The sequence below is a fragment of the Stenotrophomonas pavanii genome, from assembly GCF_900101175.1.
GTDB lineage: Bacteria > Pseudomonadota > Gammaproteobacteria > Xanthomonadales > Xanthomonadaceae > Stenotrophomonas > Stenotrophomonas pavanii.
In genome coordinates, this window is record NZ_FNFQ01000006.1 from 177,199 (window position 1) to 196,235 (window position 19,037).

Here is a 19,037-nt window from a genome sequence, read left to right on the forward strand (position 1 = left end):
CCCTGCCCCACTGCACCCGCGAGGCCTGCAGTGAGCGCCGCCTTTCCGCCCAGCTGGTATGCCGCCAGCCTGCCCGAACCGCCCGCACTGCCCTCGTTGCAGGGGCAGGTGCAGGCCGACGTTGCGGTGCTGGGCGCCGGCTATACCGGCCTGACCGCCGCACTGGAACTGGCCGCGCGCGGCCAGCGCGTGGTGGTGCTGGAAGCGCAGCGGATCGGCTGGGGCGCGTCCGGCCGCAACGGCGGCCAGGCGCTGGTCGGCTACGGCTGCGAGGTGGACGAACTGGAGCGGCAGCTCGGTCGTGACGATGCGCGCCACCTGTTCGACTGGTCACGCGATGCGGTGCAGGCGATGCGCACGCGCATCGATCGCCACGGCATCGACTGCCACTGGGTCGAAGGCCACGCCAGCGTTGCCATACGCGAACGCCATGAGCGCGACCTGCACGCCAACTGCGAGCACCTTCAGCGCCACTACGACTACCCGATGCAGTGGTGGGACCGCAACGCCCTGCGCGCGCGGCTGGACAGCCCGCGCTACCGTGCCGCGATGTTCGATCCGCTCAGCGCGCACCTGCATCCGCTGGCCTATGCGCGAGGCCTGGCCGACGCCGCGCGCGCGGCCGGCGTGGTGATCCACGAGCATTCAGCGGTAACCCGCGTGCAGCGTGGGCCGCGGCCTGTCCTGCACACCGCACTGGGCAGCGTGCACGCTGCACACCTGGTGATTGCCGGCAATGCGTGGCTGCAGGGCCTGCTGCCCGAGCTGGAACGCCGGATCATGCCGGTCGGCACCTATATCGGTGCCAGTGAGCCGATCGGGGCCGAGCGTGCCCGGGCGCTGATCGGCAACAACATGGCGGTAGCCGACACCGCCTGGGCACTGGACTACTTCCGCCTCAGCCACGACCACCGGCTGCTGTTCGGTGGCCGTGCCAGTTATTCGGCGCTGCCACCGCCCGGTCTGCGCAGGGTGATGCAGCGGCGCATGCACCAGGTGTTCCCGCAGCTGGCCGACGTGGCCCTGTACCAGGTCTGGGGCGGTTATGTGGACATTACCCGCAACCGCGCCCCGCACTGGGGCCGGCTGGACGGCAACCTGTATTTTGCGCAGGGCTTCTCCGGCCATGGGGTGGCCGCCGCCGGGCTGGCCGGCGAGGTCATCGCGGCCGCCATCGCCGGCCAGAGCGAGCGCCTGGACGTGTTCCAGCGCCTGCGGCATGCGCCCTTCCCCGGCGGCCGGCTGCTGCGCACGCCGCTGCTGGTGGCGGCGATGTCCTGGTACAAGCTGCGGGATGCGCTGTGGTGAAGCCGCGTGCCGACCGCAGCCCGCGTACGGCATTTTCACCGGCGGGCGTGCCCCTGGTGGCGTGTCCCGAGGTGCGACGGTGTGAAGACCGCACATTCAGACCCGCGTGATGGAATTCTCATTTGACCGAAAGATCAAATCTGCAATTGCATTATCCAATTCATCTCGATACCGTCCCTTGGAACCGGGTCCCGCGGCGAATGGATGCTGACAGGGAACGTACTCGAGGGAGAAGTGCGATTGAACTGGTGGAATGAAGGCCTGCAGCTGAAGTTGCGCATCCATCCGGCAGGCCTGGTCCTGGCGGTGTTCTATGCGATCGCTTGCTGGGCGACCCGGCAGTTGTCACTGGATCAGTTCTATCTGCCCGCGGGAATACGCGTGGCGGCGGTATTGCTTTGCCCTCCTCGGTTCTGGCCGTACCTGTTGCTCGGCGAATATGCCTATTTCGCACAGATGCGCTACCCGATGATCGAGAAGTACGGGATGGCCTGGGCGGTCCTTGCATCGGCTTCGTTGATGCCCGCAGTGATGCTCATCACCCATGGCTGCCGCAAGGTCCTGGCAAACTCGGTCAACGCGCGCCTGCTGGCCATCGCATTGCTGTCCTCCGTGCTGGTCACGCTCCTGAACGTGAGCCTGTCGCAGTTGCTCTGGCCGACGCCGCCTGCGGATTCCGTGCTCGCGTTCCTGTCCCGTGCCGTACGTTTCAGCGTCGGAGACTTCATCGCCATCCTCACCGTGGCACCACTTGCACTGCTCTGGGCCAGACGCAACGTCGAACAGGGCTGGAAAACCATCTTCACCGGTCCCACTGCCGTCGCACTGTCGGTGATGACGCTGCTTGGCGTAACCGCGACCTTGATTCCCTCCGAGGCCAGCGCGCTGAGGACATCGCTGCAGTTGCTGATGGGCTTGCCGGCCATCGCGCTGACGTGCCTGCATGGCTGGCGTGGCGCGGCCGTCGGCGTGCCGGCGTTGAATCTGATCATCGGCCTGACCACGCCGAAACCCTATGCCGCAGCCTTCGATGCTTCGGCGTTCACGACCCAGCAGATCATGGCCATTACCGGAGTGGCACTGCTGCTGCTCGGTTCCCGCATCAGCCATTATCATCGGCGCTATCAACTCCGTGAGGTCGGCGAGAAGAACGCCATCAACCTCGCGCGCAGTTCACACATGGCCAGTGAATCCGACCTTCGCGAACGTGCCATCCACCTGCGCAAACTGGGCGATGGCATCGATCTTTCGCTGTCGGAAGTCATCAACTGGCTCAACAGCCACGGTCACTCGGCCATCGCCAACAGCCTGACCCACACGGCCAACGTCCATTCCCGGTTGTTCCGCGAGCAGGCCAGCATGGTCTACCCGACCGCGCTTGAGCAGCTGGGACTGTATGTCGCGTTGCAGGCCGGTGGCGTACGCGCAGCGTGGGTCAACACGCACCGTGTGGCCGAGCCCCGCCTGGCCGGTGACCCGTGTCGGCTCAGCCTGGATCTGCAGTTGGCTGCTTACCGGACGCTCATTGACGCCGTGTCCCTGCTGCTGAAGAGCGAGCCCGGCCAGGTGATCGTGCGGGCGCGCTGCATTGGCCTGAAGCGCCAGCGCGGGATCGTCATGACGGCCTCGTTGCTGGACCGGCATCGCGCGCTGTCCGACGCCACCACGCGTCTTGTCAGGGACAGACTGGCCGGTCGTACGCTGGCATTCGGAGGTTCGGTGCGTTGCCGCCAGAACCGCATCATCATGGTGCTGGTGGAATCGGCCGCGCCATTGCGACGCGAATCCGCCGAGAGCGCCGTGTCGGGCACCAGCATCGCATCCCACAGCTGGGATGGTCAGCAGGCACAGGCCTGACCCCGGCCTGCCCTGCGTACCGCACGACGTGGTCGCACGCGCCCGTTCCGCAGACAGCCGACCAGCAGGCGACGGCTGTCACCTGCTGATCGTTGGTTACTGCGTTTCGATCGCCCAGAGCACGCGGGAACCCGTGCTGTATCGCACCAGTGCGAAGCCGTTGCCACGATAGATGAGCGAACGGGTCGCCTTGGCCGGCACCGGCAGCGGCTGGCTGGGCAGCGATACCGGCACCTGCGTCTCACCGGCCGGCAACGCCCAGAATGTACCGTCGGCATTGCCGATGATCATTTCTACCCGGCCAGCAAGATCGTTGACCTGGTAGTAGGAAATGCCATCACGCTGGAATCCGTAGACCAGCCAGGCAGGATCCTGGCTCAGATTGGTTGCCGCGGGGTATGCCTTGCCCAGGCCCTGCCCACTCATGCTGATGCCGTGATCATCGGATTGGGCCAATGCCGACATCGGCAGACCTGCGGCCACGAACACTCCCAACGCCACTCCAACGTTAACTATTCGCACTGTTGCCTCCTCGGCAAAGAAAATGGTGAGCACGATGAAACTATTCTCGAGTGGTGGCCGGAGGCCGCCCTCGACGCACCCCGCATAACGTCGCTGCATCTGTCGGACGTGCGGCAACCACTATATGTCTACTGACTCCGTTGATACAGAGCGGCACACAATCGCGAAGGATCTGGATAATCGTGTCCGCTGCACGACATTGGCGGTGGGGAACTGGAAACTGCCCGCAACGCGCGATGCGCCCGCACGGATTGCACCGAGCGCCCTCCGTGGCCAGAGCCCGCCTGCTATTGCGGATGGACGTCACCGACAGCGCGCAACTTCACTTGGATCGGTTGAAGCACGCACGTGAACCTACGGGGTCTATCCGACCGGCGGGCCTCTTGCACGCACATCGGGCGCGCCCCGCTAAAGTTGCACCCGAAACTGCCGCTATCCGTGCCGAGTCCCTCCCTCGTGAGCCACCGCATCATGCCCGTCCTGCCGCAGGCCGCCGTCGATGGCGACCTGGCCGATCCGCTGCCGCAGCGGATCCTGCTGGTCGAAAACTCCCGTGCCTTCACCGGCATGCTGCGCGAGGCGATCGAGCAGCGCCTGGAGCTGCCGGTGGTGATCGCCTCCACCCTGGCCGAGGCCGACCGCCTGCTCAGTGAAGAGGGCGGCTGGTTCCTGGTACTGACCGGGCTGGTGCTGGCCGACGGCGACCGCGACGCGGTGGTCGAGTTCTTCCTCAGGCGCGGCCTGCCCACCGTGGTGGTCAGCAGCGTCTACGACGAGGACCTGCGCAAGCGCGTACTGCAGCAGCAGATCATCGACTACGTGCTGAAGAACACGCCGGGCAGCATCGACTACCTGGTGTGGCTGGTGCAGCGCCTGGAGCGCAACCGGCGCATTGCAGCGCTGGTGGTGGACGATTCGCCTTCGGCCCGCGGCTATGCCGCCGCCCTGCTGCGCATGTATGGCCATGAGGTGCACGAAGCAGCCGATGGCAATGAGGGGCTGGCTGCGATCGAAGCGCATCCTGCGATCCGCCTCGCCGTGGTCGACCAGGAAATGCCGGGCATGCAGGGCGTGGAGTTCACCCGCCGCCTGCGCACCCTGCGCTCGCGCGACAAGGTGGCGGTGATCGGCATTTCCGGCAATACCGATGCCTCGCTGATTCCGCGCTTCCTGAAGAACGGCGCCAACGACTTCCTGCGCAAGCCGTTCTCGCGCGAGGAGTTCTTCTGCCGGGTCTCGCAGAACGTGGATCAGCTGGAGCTGATCGGCACCCTGCAGGACCTGGCCACCCGCGACTTCCTCACCGGCCTGCCGAACCGCCGCTGCTTCCTGGAACAGAGCCAGCGCCAGCTGCCGCAGCTGCAGCTGCATGGCCAGTGCGTGGCGGTGGCAATGATCGACATCGACCACTTCAAGCACATCAACGACACCTACGGTCACGAAGCCGGCGATGACGCGCTGCGCGCGGTGGCCGGAGCGGTGGCCGCGCATGCCCGCAGCCACGACCTGACCGCCCGGTTCGGCGGCGAGGAGTTCTGCCTGCTGGTGCCGGACATGGAGCAGGACGAGGCCCTGCTGTACTTCGAGGAACTGCGCCAGCGCATCGCCGCGCTGGAAGTGGACATCGGCACCGCCAGCCTGCGCATGACGGTGAGCATCGGCCTGTGCTGCCTGCGCCCGCAGCGCGATGCACTGCACCGGCTGATCTCCGAAGCCGACCGCCAGCTGTACCTGGCCAAGGCCGGCGGCCGCAACCGGGTCAGCTGCACCACGGTGGCCAGCCCGCTGCGCCCGCGCGAGCCCGCGCTGACCTGACCGGGCAGCCTTGATCCAGATCAACGCCGCGCCGCCGCGGCAGCTCTACAGTCAGCCCCGACATACGCATGAAGGGGAGCCGGGGATGGCACTACTGGTCTGGCAGGACGATCTGAACATCGGCATCGATGTGATCGACCAACAACACCGCCGCATCATCGAGATGCTCAACCACCTGCACGTGGCCCAGGCCAGCATGCAGCGCGCGGCAGTGGGCGAAGTGATCGACGAAGTGGTGGACTACACCATGTCGCACTTCGCGTTCGAGGAAGAACTGATGGAGGAAGCGGGCTATCCGTTCTGTGCCGCGCACAAGCGCGTGCACGAGGTCTTCATCAAGCGGGTATCGGAGTACCGCATGCGCTTCCAGGCCGGCGAGGACATCAGCGACGAGCTGCGCACCATGCTCTCGCGCTGGCTGTTCAACCACATCCGTGGCGATGATCAGGCGTATGCCGAACAGGTCAAGGCACACCTGAACCAGTTCGCCCGCGAACACCAGGGCGGTGGCTGGCTGGGGCGCACGCTCAAGCGCTTCTTTGGCTGAGCCGCAGCGCGCGCCGGTGCAGGGCTACCAGCGCGCACAGCGTGGCCACCGCGGTGAGGCACAGGTAGTAGCCGACCGCGACCACGCCGAAACGCTCGGCCAGCCAGGTGGCCAGGTAGGGCGCCGGCGCCGCGCCGAGGATGCCGGCCAGGTTGAATGACAGCGACGCGCCGGTGTAGCGCACTTCCACCGGGTAGATCTCGGCCAGGAAGGTGCCGCAGGGGCCGTAGGTCAGCCCCATCAGGAACAGGCCCAGGCACAGGAAAGCGGTGACCAGCCACGGGCTGTGCGGCTGGAACAACGGCGCGAACAGTACGCCGAAGCCGATGATCAGCACGCTGGCGACGATCATGGTGCGACGCGTGCCCCAGCGGTCGCCATAGCGTGCCGACAATGGGATGCCCAGTGCGAAGAACACCATGCCGGCCATCTGCATCAGCAGGAACTGCTCGCGGCTGTAGCCCAGCACCGCAGTGCCGTGGCCAAGGCTGAACACCGTCATCAGGTAGAACAGCACGAAGGTGGCGAACGCCCCCAGCGTGCCCAGCAGCATCGGCACCGGATGGTCACGCAGCACGGTCCACATCGGCAGCCGCACTGGCGCCTTGCGCTCCAGTGCCTGCTTGAAGTCGGGCGTCTCATGGATGTTCAGGCGCACCCACAGACCCAGGCCGACCAGCAGCGCGCTGGCCACGAACGGAATACGCCAGCCCCACTGCAGGAAATCATCCTGGCTCAGGCAGCGGCCAAGCACCAGGAAAATGCCCGCCGACAACAGGAAGCCGATCGGCGCGCCCAGCTGCGGGAACATGCCGTACCAGGCACGCTTGCCCGGCGGCGCGTTCTCGGTGGCCAGCAGCACCGCCCCACCCCACTCGCCGCCCAGCCCCAGGCCCTGGCCGAAGCGGCACAGCGCCAGCAGCGCCGGCGCCCACAGGCCGATCTGTGCGTGCGTCGGCAGCAGGCCGATCAGCACCGTGGACAGGCCCATGGTCAGCAACGCCGCGACCAGCGTCGCCTTGCGGCCGATGCGGTCACCGAAATGGCCGAACACCGCAGAGCCGACCGGGCGCGCGATGAACGCCACGGCGAAGGTCGCCAGTGACTGCAGCAGGGCCGCCTGCTCGCTGCTGTCCGGGAAGAACAGGTGCGGGAACACCAGCACGGCCGCCGTGGCGTAGATGTAGAAATCGAAGAACTCGATGGTGGTGCCGATCAGGCTGGCCAGCAGGACACGACTGGGAGAATTCACGGGCGGTGCGGCAGCGGTGATCGTCGACATCGGCAACACGGGTAACGGCGGATCGCCCGATTCTGCCACGGGCTGGCGGCCGCACGGGACGATGGTTTCAGCCGACACCGATGCCAGCAAGGGGGCCAGGCGCCATCCTCCGTAGCGTCGAGCAGGTCTCCGCCCTGCAGGTGAGCGCAATGCCAGGCGTCGTTACAACTGGATCCAGGTGGCCTTGATCTCGCTGTATTTGTCGAACGCATGCAGTGATTTGTCGCGCCCATTACCGGACTGCTTGTAGCCACCGAACGGGGCGGTCATGTCACCACCATCCCAGCCGTTCACCCACACGCTGCCGGCACGCAGCTGGCGCGCGACGCGGTGGGCACGGCCCAGGTCCCGCGTCCACAGGCCCGCCGCCAGGCCGTAGCGGCTGTCGTTGGCCACGCGCACGGCTTCAGCCTCATCCTCGAAGCCCAGTACGGCCAGCACCGGCCCGAACACCTCCTCGCGTGCCAACGCGTGGTCCGGACGCACGTGGTCGAACACCGTGGGCTGCACATAGCAGCCTCCGGCTTCCACGTCGGCCCGACGGCCGCCCAGCAGCAGGCGAGCGCCCTCGCCTTCGGCGCGCGCGATATCGGCCAGCACCTTGTCCACGTGCGCGGCGTCGACCAGCGCACCCATCGGTGCATCGGCGTCCAGTGGATGGCGGGGCTGCATGCGTTGGCCGTAGGCAACCACCTGGTGCACGAAATCCTCGCGGATCGAGCGCTGTACCAGCAGCCGCGAGCCGGCGGTGCAGACTTCGCCCTGGTTGAAGAAGATGCCCTGGGCCACCGACCTGGCGGCGGCGTCCAGATCGGGAGCGTCGGCGAACACCACGTGCGGGCTCTTGCCACCGCACTCCAGCCAGACCCGCTTGAGGTTGGATCGCCCTGAATACTGCAGCAGCTTCGCGCCCGTGGCCGTGGAACCGGTGAAGGCCAGCACGTCCACGTCCATGTGCAGGGCCAGCGGCTCGCCGACCCGCGCGCCCTGGCCGGGCAGCACGTTCAGCACCCCGTCCGGCAGGCCCGCCTCGGCGGCCAGCGCAGCCAACCGCAGCGCTGTCAGGGGCGACCGCTCCGAAGGCTTGAGCACCACCGAATTGCCCATGGCCGGCGCCGGTGCGATCTTCCAGCAGGCCATCAGCAGCGGGAAATTCCACGGCACGATCGCCGCCACCACGCCGGCAGGCTCGCGCGTGACAAGCCCCAGCTCATGCAGGCCGGTGGGTGCGATTTCGCCGTACAGCTTGTCCACCGCTTCGGCGGTCCAGCCCAGGCAGCGCACCACAGCGGGCAGATCGATGCGGCGCGCGTCGCGCACCGGCTTGCCCATGTCCAGGGTTTCCAGCAGCGCCAGCGCGTCCGCGTGTTTCTCCACCAGGGCCGCCAAGGCCAGCAGCACCCGCTTGCGGTGGGCCGGGCTGGCCTGCGACCAGTAGCCGGCCTCGAAGGCACGCCGCGCCGCCAGCACCGCACGCTCCACGTCCTGCGCATCGCAGTCGGCAACCGCTCCCAGTACGCGGCCATCGATCGGGCTGATGCAGTCGAAGCGGGCGCCGCTGGCGGCGTCGGTGTAGCGGCCATCGATGAAGGCCTGTCCGGGCATCGAAAGCTGCTGCGACAGCACCTGCCAGTGGCTGCGGTCAGGAAAGTCGGCCATGTCGGGCTCCTCGGAACAGTCGCCCCGGTTATACCGGCGTGGCCGCGACTCCACCGTGACGTGGCTGCGCTACATTCACCCCATCGGACCCGACGGAGCCGGCATGAAGCATCCCGCGAGCGACCTGCACGACCTGGCTACCCAGCGCCCGGAATCACTGGAGGCGTACTGGATGCCGTTCACCGCCAACCGCCAGTACAAGGCCGCCCCGCGTGTACTGGTACGTGCCGAGGGCATGCACTACGAGGATGTCGAAGGCCGCCAGATCCTCGACGGCACCGCCGGCCTGTGGTGCTGCAATGCCGGCCATGCCCGCCCCCGCATCGTCGAGGCCATCGCCGAGCAGGCGCGCACGCTGGACTACTCACCCGCCTTCCAGATGGGCTCGCCGCCGGCGTTCGCACTGGCGCAGCGGTTGGCCGCGCTGGCACCGGGGCCGCTCAACCATGTGTTCTTCACCAGCTCCGGCTCCGAGGCGGTGGATACCGCGATGAAGATCGTGCTGGCTTACCACCGCCAGCGTGGCGAAGGCCAGCGCACCCGTTTCATCAGCCGCGAGAAGGCCTACCACGGCGTCGGCTTCGGCGGCATGGCGCTGGGCGGGCTGCCCAACAACCGCAAGTCGTTCGCCCTGCAACTGGGCGGTGTGGACTACCTGCGGCACACCCTGGATCTGCAGCGCAATGCCTTCAGCAAGGGCCTGCCACGCCAGGGCGCGGAGCTGGCCGACGACCTGGAACGACTGATCGCACTGCATGACGCCTCCACCATCGCCGCAGTGTTCGTCGAACCCATTGCCGGTTCGGCCGGGGTGATCCTGCCCGCGCCCGGCTACCTGCAACGCCTGCGCGAGCTGTGCGACCAGCACGGCATCCTGCTGGTGTTCGACGAGGTCATCACCGGTTTCGGCCGTGTCGGCATGCCCTTCGCCGCGCAGCGTTTCGGGGTCACCCCGGACCTGCTGACGTTCGCCAAGGCGGTCAGCAATGGCGCGGTGCCACTGGGCGGCGTACTGGTGGCCGATGCGGTGCATGCCGGGCTGATGCAGGCGCCGCCGCAAGCCATCGAGCTGTTCCACGGCTACACCTGGTCCGGGCACCCGCTGGCCTGCGCCGCGGCGCTGGCGACACTGGACGTCTACGCCGAGGAGCGCCTGTTCGAGCGCGCCATCGAGCTGGGCGAGTACTGGCAGCAACGGCTGCATGCGCTGCAGGGCCTGCCAAACGTGATCGACATCCGCAACTTCGGCCTGGTCGGCGCGGTCGAGCTGGCGCCGCGCCGCGATGCGCCCGGCAGCCGGGGCTACGAGGTCTACCGGCGCTGCTTCCACGATGGCCGGCTGCTGGTGCGCTGCACCGGCGACATCATCGCGCTGTCGCCGCCGCTGATCGTGGACAAGGCGCAGATCGACCAGATCACCGGCACCCTGGGCGAGATGATCCGGGCCACTGCCTGAGCCGGGCCGACGGTGGCGAGCAGGTACAATGGGCGGTTCCGCTCCTGCTCGCTGCCGTGCCCATGGATATCGTCGTCAAAGAAGAACTCAAGGCCTACATCGACCCGCTGACCGCGGACGAACATGACGCGCTGGAGCGCAGCATCCTGGCCGAAGGCTGCCGTGACGCACTGGTGCTGTGGGGCAACGTACTGGTCGACGGCCACAACCGTTTCGGCATCTGCCAGAAGCATGGCCTGCCCTTCAACACCGTGCAGAACACCCGCTTCCAGAGCATGGAAGACGTTCATCTGTGGATGATCGAGCAGCACCTGGGCCGGCGCAGCGTGTCCGACTTCCAGCGCGGCGTGCTGGCGCTGCGCAAGCGCGACATCCTGGCCGCCCGCAAGCAGGTCGAGCAGGCGCAGCTGCAGCGCGAGAGCGATGGCACCGCTGACGTTGCCGACGAGGGCGAAGACAGCCCGCCGTGGGAGCCGGCACCGAAGATCAGCCGCGCCGAGCTGGCCCGCGAGGCCAAGCTGAGCACCAGCCAGGTCGGCATGATCGAGCGCATCCACGCCCAGGCCGCGCCCGAAGTGGTCGAAGCGGTGAAGGCCGGCGTGATCTCGATCAGCGCCGCCGCCGCCGTGGCCGACCTGCCCGAGGACCAGCAGCGCGCGGCCGCGGCCGGTGGCAAGGACGAGTTGAAGCAGGCTGCCAAGCGCGTGCGTGAATCCAAGCGCAAGCCGCGCGCACCGAAGCCGGACGCGGCCGAGATGGATTTCGAAGAGCCCAGCGAGGACGAGATCGCCAGCCGCGACGCCGAGGTCCTGTCGGCGCTGGAGCAGCTGGGCGAGGATGCCGCGGCACTGCGCCGTCGCGTGGTCGCGCTGACCCGCGAGAACGATACCCTGCGCGCGCAGCTGGCCGCGCTGCGCAAGCAGGTAGTGCCGGCCGCTGGCCGGCAACCCCATGAAGGTATCGGGTGAACTGAAGATGCCGGCCAGCGGCCGGCACTACCTGGCACTCATCCACGGGCAGGTAGACTTCCGGCATGACGCCTGTCCACGATCCGCGCCGCGCCCAGCTGCGGCGCCTGAAAGCCCTCGCACTGGGCCTGCTGCTGTTGATGCTGGCAGGTTTCGCGGTCAGCCACTGGCAGGGCGAGCGCGGCATCTGGGCCTGGGTCTCGGCCTTCTGCGAAGCGGCAGCCGTGGGCGCATTGGCCGACTGGTTCGCGGTCGTCGCGCTGTTCCGGCGGCCGATGGGCCTGCCGATTCCGCACACCGCGATCATCCCGCGCAGCAAGGAGCGCATCGGCGACAGCCTGGCGCTGTTCGTGCGCGACCAGTTCCTGGAGCCGGGCGTGCTGCTGGCCAAGCTGCAGGTGTTCGACCCGGCCAGCCGCCTCGGCAGTTGGCTGGCCGATCCGGCGCGCTCACGGATGCTGGCCGACATGGCCCGCGGCTGGGCGTTGCAGGCGCTGGATTTCTTCGACGAAACCGCGGTGCGCCGCCAGCTGCATGCCTTCGTGGTGCAGCAGCTGCGGCAGTGGAATGCCGCCGCCACCGCCGGTGAACTGCTGGCCCTGCTGACCGCCGATGGGCGCCACCAGCGGGTGCTGGACGAGGGCCTGCAGCGGCTCGGCCGTTGGCTGGAACAGCCGCAGGTGAAAGAGCGCGCCTCGCAGCTGATCGTGGGCTACATCCAGCGCGAATGGCCAACCCTGTCGAGCACGGTGAACTGGGTCAAGCCGATCGACGAGATCGGCGACAGCCTGGCCGAGCGCCTGGCACGCGCGGTACTGGAGGAACTGCAGCAGGTGCTGGCCGAGCCGCAGCATCCGCTGCGCCAGGACTACGAGGCCTGGCTGCAGAATTACGTACAGCGCCTGCGCGCGGACCCGGCGCTGGCCGAACGCATCGAACAGCTCAAGCAGGACATGATCGACCACCCCGCCCTGCAGGACTACGTGCAGGGGTTGTGGGCACGGATCCACGCCAGCCTGCGCGCCGACCTGCAGCGCGAAGACTCGGCGCTGGTCGGTCACCTGCAGCGCAGCCTGGCGTCGCTGGGCAGCAGCCTGCAGGCCGACCCGGCGCTGCGCGAGGCGCTGAACCAGCACCTGCTGGAGGGGGCGCAGCGCTTGACCGGCCGCCTGCGCGAAGGAGTGACCACGCATATCGCGCAGACCGTGAAGGGCTGGGACGAGCGCCATCTGGTCGAGCAGCTGGAACTGAGCGTGGGTCGCGACCTGCAGTTCATCCGCTTCAATGGCACGCTGGTCGGCGGTCTGATCGGCCTGCTGCTGCATGCGGCCACCGTCGTCTTCAGGTTCTAGCCACCACCGCCCGCCGGCGGCGTCATGCTTGATTCAAGAAATGCGAATGCCTATCATTTGCTGATGGGTCGTGCGCTTGGGCGGACGGGTGCGGAAGAGGCGTCCCTTGCCCGCCTACCTCCCGCCCAGACTGCCCGCCGGCGCGGGCAGTGCTTCGTTGACGGAACCTCGCTCGGCAACATGCGCAGGGCGCACGGGGGCCGCGGACGCGTTCCCTCCTCCCTTCCATCTTCAGGAACGCCGTGGACCGCTCGCCCGCAACCGCCCGCCCCTTGTTCTCCAATCCCCGCTGGGGCGTGCTGTCACGCTCGCTGGCCGCGATCTTCGGCGGCTACGCACTGGCTTCGGCCACCAGCGTGTTCTGCGCGGTGGCATTGCCCGGCCCCCGCGGCCAGGCCGTGCTGACCGGCATGCTGCTGGCCATCCTGGTGGCCGCCTGCGCGGCGCTGTGGGCGTTTGCCACGCGCAGCGCGCTGCGCGCCTGGGCCGGCATCCTGGCGCCGGCGTTGCTGATGGCGGCCGTCGCCCGGCTGCTGGGGGCCTGGGCATGAAGAACGGATTCCGCCAATCGATGGCCTGGTTGCACACCTGGACCGGCCTGCTGGTCGGCTGGTTGCTGCTGCTGATCTTCATGGCCGGCACCGCCAGTTACTACCGCGAGGAAATCAGCCGCTGGATGCGCCCGGAGCTGCCCTCCAGCAACGTCAGCATCGACGTCGCCGCGCAGCGCGCCGTCGACTACCTGCAGGTCAACGCGGCCCAGGCCGGGAACTGGTTCGTTACCCTGCCGCAGCCGCGCAACCCGGCCATGCAGATGTTCTGGCGGCTGCCGCCGGAGCAGGCCGACCCCAGTCGTGGCCGTCGCGGTGGTTTCGGCGAAGCCACGCTGGACCCGAACAGTGGCCAGGCGCTGAAAGCCCGCGAAACCCGCGGCGGTGACTTCTTCTACCGCCTGCACTTCGACCTGCACTACATCCCGGTGCTGTGGGCGCGCTACCTGGTCGGCTTCTGCGCGATGTTCATGCTGGTGGCGATCATCACCGGCGTCATCACCCACAAGAAAATCTTCAAGGACTTCTTCACCTTCCGCAAGGACAAGGGCCTGCGTTCCTGGCTGGATTTCCACAACGTCAGTGCGGTGATGGCGCTGCCTTACCACGCCATGATCACTTATACCGGCATCGTCACCCTGATGGTCATGTACCTGCCGTGGGGAGTGAAGGCGGCCTACCCGCAGGACGAGGACGCGTTCTTCAGCGAGGCCTTCGGTGGCATGCCGGAGGTGACTGCACCGGCCGAAGGACGCGCCGCGCCGCTGCCGATCGCACAGCTGCTGGACAGCGCACGTGCGCACTGGCGTGGCGTGGAAGTGGCCGGCTTCACCGTGTCCAACCCGGGGGCGGCCAATGCGGTGATCGACATCCGCCAACGCGACGGCAAGCGCCTGTCCACCGATACCCCGGCCGTGCGCTACGACATGGTCAACGGCACGCTGCTGGCGGAAACGCCGCCTTCCGGCGGTGCCACGGCGACCCGCGGCGTGCTGTACGGCCTGCACCTGGCGCGCTTCGCCGATTGGGGCCTGCGTGCCCTGTTCTTCCTGTCCGGCCTGGTCGGCTGCCTGATGGTGGCCAGTGGCGTGGTGCTGTGGGCGGTGAAGGAACGGCCGAAGCACGCCAAGAGTGGACGCACCGGCTTTGGCCTGCGCCTGGTCGATGCGCTGAACATCGGCACCGTGGCGGGCCTGCCGATCGCGTTCGCGGCCTATTTCTGGGGCAATCGCCTGCTGCCGCTGGACATTGCCGAACGCTCCAGCGCGGAGGCCAACGTGTTCTTCTGCGCCTGGGGCGGCGCGCTGCTGGCCGCCTTCCTCTGGCCGAAGCGGATGATGTGGGCCTGGCAGCTGTATCTGGGTGCGGCCGCATTCGCGCTGGTGCCGGTCATCAATGCAATGACCACGCACGCCCACCTCGGCGTGACCCTGCGCAACGGCGACTGGGCACTGGCCGGCTTTGATCTGTCGATGCTCGCGTTCGGCGCGATGCTGGCCCTGTGTGGCTGGCGCATGCAGCGCTGGACGCCACCGTTGAGTGCGGCCGAGAAGAAGAAGCGCGCGGCCACCGCCGCTGTGTCGAAGGCACCCGTGGACGCGACGGAAGCGGGAGCCCGCGCATGATGCTGCTGGCGCTGACCCTGTCGTTCTCGGCGTTCACCGCCCTGTCGCTGGCGATGGAAAGGCACCAGCACGACCTGCACGGCAAGGCCGCGGCCACGCTGGCACGGCGCACGCAATGGCGGCTGCTGGGCTGGACGCTGCTGACGGCGGCGTTCGCGGTGTGCGTGGCCGACCACGGCTGGGCGATGGGCCCGGTGCTGTGGCTGGGCACGATGACACTGGGCGGCGTGGCGCTGTCGTTCGGGCTGTACCCGTACCGGCCGAACTGGATCGCGCCGCTGGCGATCGTGCTGCCGGTGGCCGGGCTGCTGGTGGCGGTGCTGTAGCAGAGCCACCGGGGTCGGAGCCCTTGCGTGCAGCACAAGGGCTCGGACCCCGGGCGTCGCATCACCCCAACCGCTTCAGTTCCCACGCGCGGTGGATGCGCGCGTTGCGTTCGAAATCCGGGCCGAGGGTGCGTGCGGTGATCTCGCGGCACTGGGCGAATTCGGCGATCGCATTTTCTTCCAGCTTGAAGCGGCGGAAGTTGTTGGAGAAGTACAGCACGCCACCCGGTGCCAGCCGCGCCACGGCCGCCCGCAGCAGCTTCACCTGTTCGCGCTGCACGTCGAAATCGTCGGCGCGGGCGGAGTTGGAGAAGGTCGGCGGATCACAGAAGATCACGTCGTACTGGCCACGGTCGCCCTCCAGCCAGGCCATCGCATCGGCCTGCACCAGCAGGTGCTGGTTGCCGCCCTGCCCGTTCAACGCCAGGTTGTCGTAGCACCACTGCAGGTAGGTTGCCGACAGGTCGACGCTGGTGGTGCTGGCGGCACCGGCCACGGCGGCCTGCACGCTGGCCACGCCGGTATAGCAGAACAGGTTGAGGAAACGCTTGCCGCGCACCTGCTCGGCCATCATCCGGCGCAGCGGACGGTGGTCGAGGAACAGGCCGGTGTCCAGGTAGTCGAACAGGTTCACCTGCAGCAGTGCATGGTTCTCGCGCACCACGATGAACTCGTCACGCTGCTCGAAGCGGCCGTACTTGCTGCCGCCCTTGCCGCGCTCGCGCGACTTCATCGACACCTGTTCCGGTGGCACGCCGAAAACTTCGCGCGCGGCGGCCAGCAACTCGTTGCGGCGGCGGCGCACGTCGTTCTCGGGAATCGCCGCCGGTGCCGCGTATTCCTGCACATGCAGGAAGGTGCGCCGCCTGCCCCCGTCTTCCTCGTAGACATCGATGGCCGCCGCGTACTCCGGCAGGTCGGCGTCGTAGGCGCGGAAGCAGGTGATGTCCTCGCGGGCACGCCAGCTCTTGAACTTCTTCAGGTTCTTGCGCAGCCGGTTGGCCACCATCTGCGCGCCTTCGCTCAGCTCGCGCGGCTGGGCCGGATCACGGCCCGGCACGGCAATCGGATCGCAGACGATCAGCGCGCATTCCAGCGCACCGTTGAACATCTGGTACTTCTTGCTGGCGCGCAGGCCGGTCGCAAAGGCCAGTTCGTCGTTGCCACACAGCAGGCTGGCGCGCCACTGCGGCACCGCTTTCTGCAAGGCACTGCCCAGTGCGCGGTACAACGCCGGATCGGCGGCCAGGCGCTCGTCGTACGGTGGGTTGCAGACCACCGCACCGATCTCCTGTTCCGGCGCGGCCAGGTCGGCGACATCGGCGCGGGTGAAGCGGATCGCGTGGGCGACGCCGGCGACCTCTGCATTCTCACGGGCCGCCTGGATCGCGGCCGGGTCGATGTCGCTGCCGTGGATGACCGGCTTCAGCGCGGCCAGGCCGGCCGCTTCACGCTCACGTGCTTCGCTCTGGATGGACTTCCAGGCCGCCTTGTCGAAGCCCAGCCAGCGGCTGGGCGGCAAGCTGCCATGGCGCATCAGGCCAGGGGCAACATCGGCGGCCATCAGTGCGCCTTCGATCAGCAGCGTGCCGCTGCCACACATCGGGTCCAGCAGGCCACCACCGGCGGCATGCAGGCGCGGCCATTGCGCGCGCAGCAGCAGCGCAGCGGCCAGGTTTTCCTTCAGCGGCGCCTCGTGGGCGGCACCGCGCCAGCCCCGGCGATGCAGCGGGCCGCCACCGAGGTCGATCGACAGCGAGGCGCGGCCCTTGCGCAGCGACAGGTTGACGCGCACGTCGGGCAGATCGGTGTTGACCGAGGGCCGCTCCAGGCCTTCATCGCGCATGCGGTCGACGATGGCATCCTTGATCCGCTGCGCGGCAAAGCGCGCGTGGGTGATCTTGTCGCCGGACACATGCGCGTCCACCGCCAGGGTCATCTCCGGCGTGATGTGCTCGTGCCACGGCAGCGCGCGCACGCCGTCATACAGGGCCTGCTCGTCCGGGCACTCGAACTCGTCGATCGGCCACAGCACGCGGCTGGCCAGGCGCGACCACATCACGATCCGCAGCGCCTGCGCCAGTTCGCCCTCGGCGTTGACGCCGGCAATGGTGGCGGTGGCCTTGCCAAGGCCCAGGGCCGACAGTTCATCGGCAAGCAGGTATTCCAGGCCCTTGGCGCAGGAGACGAAGAATTTCACGGGATCGGTTCGCAGGTGGTCGGGCGCGGCACAGGGGCCGGGCCGGTCGGAAAGGAGGGCCGTAGGCACGGCCGGCAGGCCCGCGCCGGGGGCGGCGGGGGTGCCATTGTAGTCAATGCGGGCGGGCGCGCTGTGCGCCCGGGCTTCACAGTTGCCGCAGCAGGCGCTCGAAGGCCTGCGCGGAGGCCTCCACGTGGCGCTCGAGGCGGTGCCCATCGTCGACCAGCAGCAGCTGCGCGGAACGCGCCTGCGCCCAGGCGATCACTCCGGCGGCCGGAACCACATCGTCATGCCAGGCCTGGACCACGGTGGTCGGCACGGCGGCGGCGTCCAGCGCCGGCATCGGGCCCATCGTGGTCGGCGGCACCATCAGGAACAGGCCAGCGACCGGTACCTGCAACGAGGCGATGGCGGAGATGTAGGCGCCCAGGCTGGAGCCGGCCAGCACCACCGGCCCCTGCCGGGCAGCGATGGCGGCGCGTTCAACCAGGCGACGCAGGCGGGTCGGCACGTCGCCCACCCGGCTGACCTCGCTCATCGCGTCCAGGTCGGTGTAGTCGGGGCGCTCGTGGGTCCAGCCCAGGCGTTGCGCCACCTCGGCCAGCGCGGTGACCTTGGTTGCCTCCGGACCGCTCTCGAAGCCATGGGACAGGATGCAGTGACCGCGGCTCATGCGCGCGCTCCGTGGGCGCGGGCCAACCAGGAAAGAGAAGGCAGGTTCATGCCGCAATGCTAGCATCGCCGGATGCCCAACCCGCTCCTGCCCGGCCTGCAGTTGCAGCCCCTGCCCTACCACGACCGACTGCCGCTGCGCGATCCGGCCACGCTGGAGATGGTGGTGATCCACTGCACCGAGCTGCCCGATCTGGCGACCGCCCGCGAGTACGGCGAGCGCGTGCTGTATGACAGCGGTGCCGGCAACAGCGGGCACTTCTACATCGACCGCGATGGCAGCGTGGTGCAGTACGTTGCGCCCGAACGCGTGGCCCACCACGTGCGCGGCATGAACGCGCATACGCTGGGCATCGAGCTGGTCAATACCGGGCGCTACCCGCACTGGTTCGACAGCCGTCACCAGGCGATGGACGAGGCCTACACCGAGGCGCAGCTGGAAGCGCTGGAGCGGCTGCTGCAGGCGCTGGTGGTGCGCTATCCGTCGCTGCAGCGGATTGCCGGGCATGACCAGCTGGACCTGGAGCAGGTGCCGGCCAGCGATGACGCGGCACTGACGGTGGCGCGCAAGCGCGACCCGGGGCCGCTGTTCCCGTGGGCGCGGGTGCTGGCCAAGGTGCCGCTGCAGCCGGTTGGGTAAGTGGCAGGGCTGCGCCCTACACCCGCAGAAGCAACGTCAACGTCAAGAGCTGGCATTCCGAGGGATGGCGGGGTGGCTCCGGTTGCGGGGGCCGCTGCAAGTCCCCCTCCGGGGCCCGGCCCAGCCGCTGGCGGCTGGGCGTTCGGGCGCTTGCGAAGCAGTGCTTCGCAAGCAAAGCGCCCTCACCCATGTAAGCTCGGTCGCCGCATCCATGCGGCTCACGCCCCCGCAACCGGCCCCACCCCGCCTTCGACAGT

General features: G+C 68.2%; 16 protein-coding genes. 11 read left to right on the plus strand and 5 right to left on the minus strand.

The features are described from left to right. The first annotated feature begins 69 nt into the window (after positions 1-69). Both BLS66_RS12155 and BLS66_RS12160 read left to right on the plus strand, forming a co-directional pair. A complete protein-coding gene (locus BLS66_RS12155; RefSeq protein ID WP_244152988.1) occupies positions 70-1,308 on the plus strand; it encodes an NAD(P)/FAD-dependent oxidoreductase in 1,239 nt (412 codons plus the stop codon). A gap of 234 nt (positions 1,309-1,542) precedes the next feature. Continuing rightward, positions 1,543-3,165: an MASE1 domain-containing protein gene (locus BLS66_RS12160; RefSeq protein ID WP_049469518.1), complete on the plus strand. Its 1,623-nt coding sequence runs from the start codon at positions 1,543-1,545 to the stop codon at positions 3,163-3,165. Positions 3,166-3,261: 96 nt separating this feature from the next. On the opposite strand, the gene BLS66_RS12165 is transcribed toward BLS66_RS12160, so the two are convergent. Beyond that, the gene (locus BLS66_RS12165; RefSeq protein WP_210240921.1) at positions 3,262-3,720 is read right to left on the minus strand and encodes a hypothetical protein; all 459 of its coding nucleotides are present in this window, start codon (positions 3,718-3,720) and stop codon (positions 3,262-3,264) included. A gap of 438 nt (positions 3,721-4,158) precedes the next feature. On the opposite strand from BLS66_RS12165, the gene BLS66_RS12175 reads away from it, so the two are divergent. Both BLS66_RS12175 and BLS66_RS12180 read left to right on the plus strand, forming a co-directional pair. Next, positions 4,159-5,502: a diguanylate cyclase gene (locus BLS66_RS12175; RefSeq protein WP_057493495.1), complete on the plus strand. Its 1,344-nt coding sequence runs from the start codon at positions 4,159-4,161 to the stop codon at positions 5,500-5,502. Between the two features lie 85 nt (positions 5,503-5,587). Next, a complete protein-coding gene (locus BLS66_RS12180) occupies positions 5,588-6,049 on the plus strand; it encodes a bacteriohemerythrin (protein WP_004151683.1) in 462 nt (153 codons plus the stop codon). Here the strand turns inward: BLS66_RS12180 and BLS66_RS12185 are convergent. Both BLS66_RS12185 and BLS66_RS12190 read right to left on the minus strand, forming a co-directional pair. After that, on the minus strand, positions 6,030-7,331 hold the full coding sequence (locus BLS66_RS12185) for an MFS transporter (RefSeq protein ID WP_074725985.1): 1,302 nt from the start codon (positions 7,329-7,331) through the stop codon (positions 6,030-6,032). The genes BLS66_RS12180 and BLS66_RS12185 overlap by 20 nt on opposite strands. 162 nt (positions 7,332-7,493) lie before the next feature. Further along, a complete protein-coding gene (locus BLS66_RS12190) occupies positions 7,494-8,990 on the minus strand; it encodes an aldehyde dehydrogenase (RefSeq protein ID WP_074725951.1) in 1,497 nt (498 codons plus the stop codon). Positions 8,991-9,093: 103 nt separating this feature from the next. Here BLS66_RS12190 and aptA point away from each other — a divergent pair, with 103 nt between their 5' ends. From aptA to BLS66_RS12220, 6 genes are all read left to right on the plus strand, one after another. Then, positions 9,094-10,446, plus strand: coding sequence for an omega-aminotransferase AptA (aptA, locus tag BLS66_RS12195; RefSeq protein ID WP_057493498.1), 1,353 nt, complete (start codon positions 9,094-9,096; stop codon positions 10,444-10,446). A 62-nt stretch (positions 10,447-10,508) separates the two neighbouring features. After that, a complete protein-coding gene (locus BLS66_RS12200; protein ID WP_049469532.1) occupies positions 10,509-11,414 on the plus strand; it encodes a plasmid replication/partition related protein in 906 nt (301 codons plus the stop codon). Between the two features lie 65 nt (positions 11,415-11,479). Further along, entirely contained in the window at positions 11,480-12,766 is a 1,287-nt protein-coding gene (locus BLS66_RS12205; RefSeq protein ID WP_049469536.1) for a DUF445 domain-containing protein, read from the plus strand. Between the two features lie 242 nt (positions 12,767-13,008). Continuing rightward, positions 13,009-13,317, plus strand: a complete 309-nt coding sequence (locus BLS66_RS12210; RefSeq protein WP_049469538.1) for a DUF3649 domain-containing protein — start codon at positions 13,009-13,011, stop codon at positions 13,315-13,317. Next, on the plus strand, positions 13,314-14,942 hold the full coding sequence (locus BLS66_RS12215; RefSeq protein ID WP_074725952.1) for a PepSY-associated TM helix domain-containing protein: 1,629 nt from the start codon (positions 13,314-13,316) through the stop codon (positions 14,940-14,942). Before BLS66_RS12210 ends, BLS66_RS12215 begins: the two co-directional genes overlap by 4 nt. Next, positions 14,939-15,268, plus strand: coding sequence for a DUF3325 domain-containing protein (locus BLS66_RS12220; RefSeq protein ID WP_049469543.1), 330 nt, complete (start codon positions 14,939-14,941; stop codon positions 15,266-15,268). The genes BLS66_RS12215 and BLS66_RS12220 overlap by 4 nt, the downstream gene beginning before the upstream one ends. A gap of 61 nt (positions 15,269-15,329) precedes the next feature. Here BLS66_RS12220 and rlmKL read toward each other — a convergent pair whose 3' ends face one another. Both rlmKL and BLS66_RS12230 read right to left on the minus strand, forming a co-directional pair. Continuing rightward, positions 15,330-17,468: a bifunctional 23S rRNA (guanine(2069)-N(7))-methyltransferase RlmK/23S rRNA (guanine(2445)-N(2))-methyltransferase RlmL gene (rlmKL, locus tag BLS66_RS12225; RefSeq protein WP_074725953.1), complete on the minus strand. Its 2,139-nt coding sequence runs from the start codon at positions 17,466-17,468 to the stop codon at positions 15,330-15,332. 145 nt (positions 17,469-17,613) lie between these two features. Continuing rightward, the gene (locus BLS66_RS12230; RefSeq protein ID WP_024958728.1) at positions 17,614-18,141 is read right to left on the minus strand and encodes an alpha/beta hydrolase; all 528 of its coding nucleotides are present in this window, start codon (positions 18,139-18,141) and stop codon (positions 17,614-17,616) included. 72 nt (positions 18,142-18,213) lie between these two features. On the opposite strand from BLS66_RS12230, the gene BLS66_RS12235 reads away from it, so the two are divergent. Further along, positions 18,214-18,780: an N-acetylmuramoyl-L-alanine amidase gene (locus BLS66_RS12235; RefSeq protein WP_049469548.1), complete on the plus strand. Its 567-nt coding sequence runs from the start codon at positions 18,214-18,216 to the stop codon at positions 18,778-18,780. The last annotated feature ends 257 nt before the right edge of the window (positions 18,781-19,037 follow it).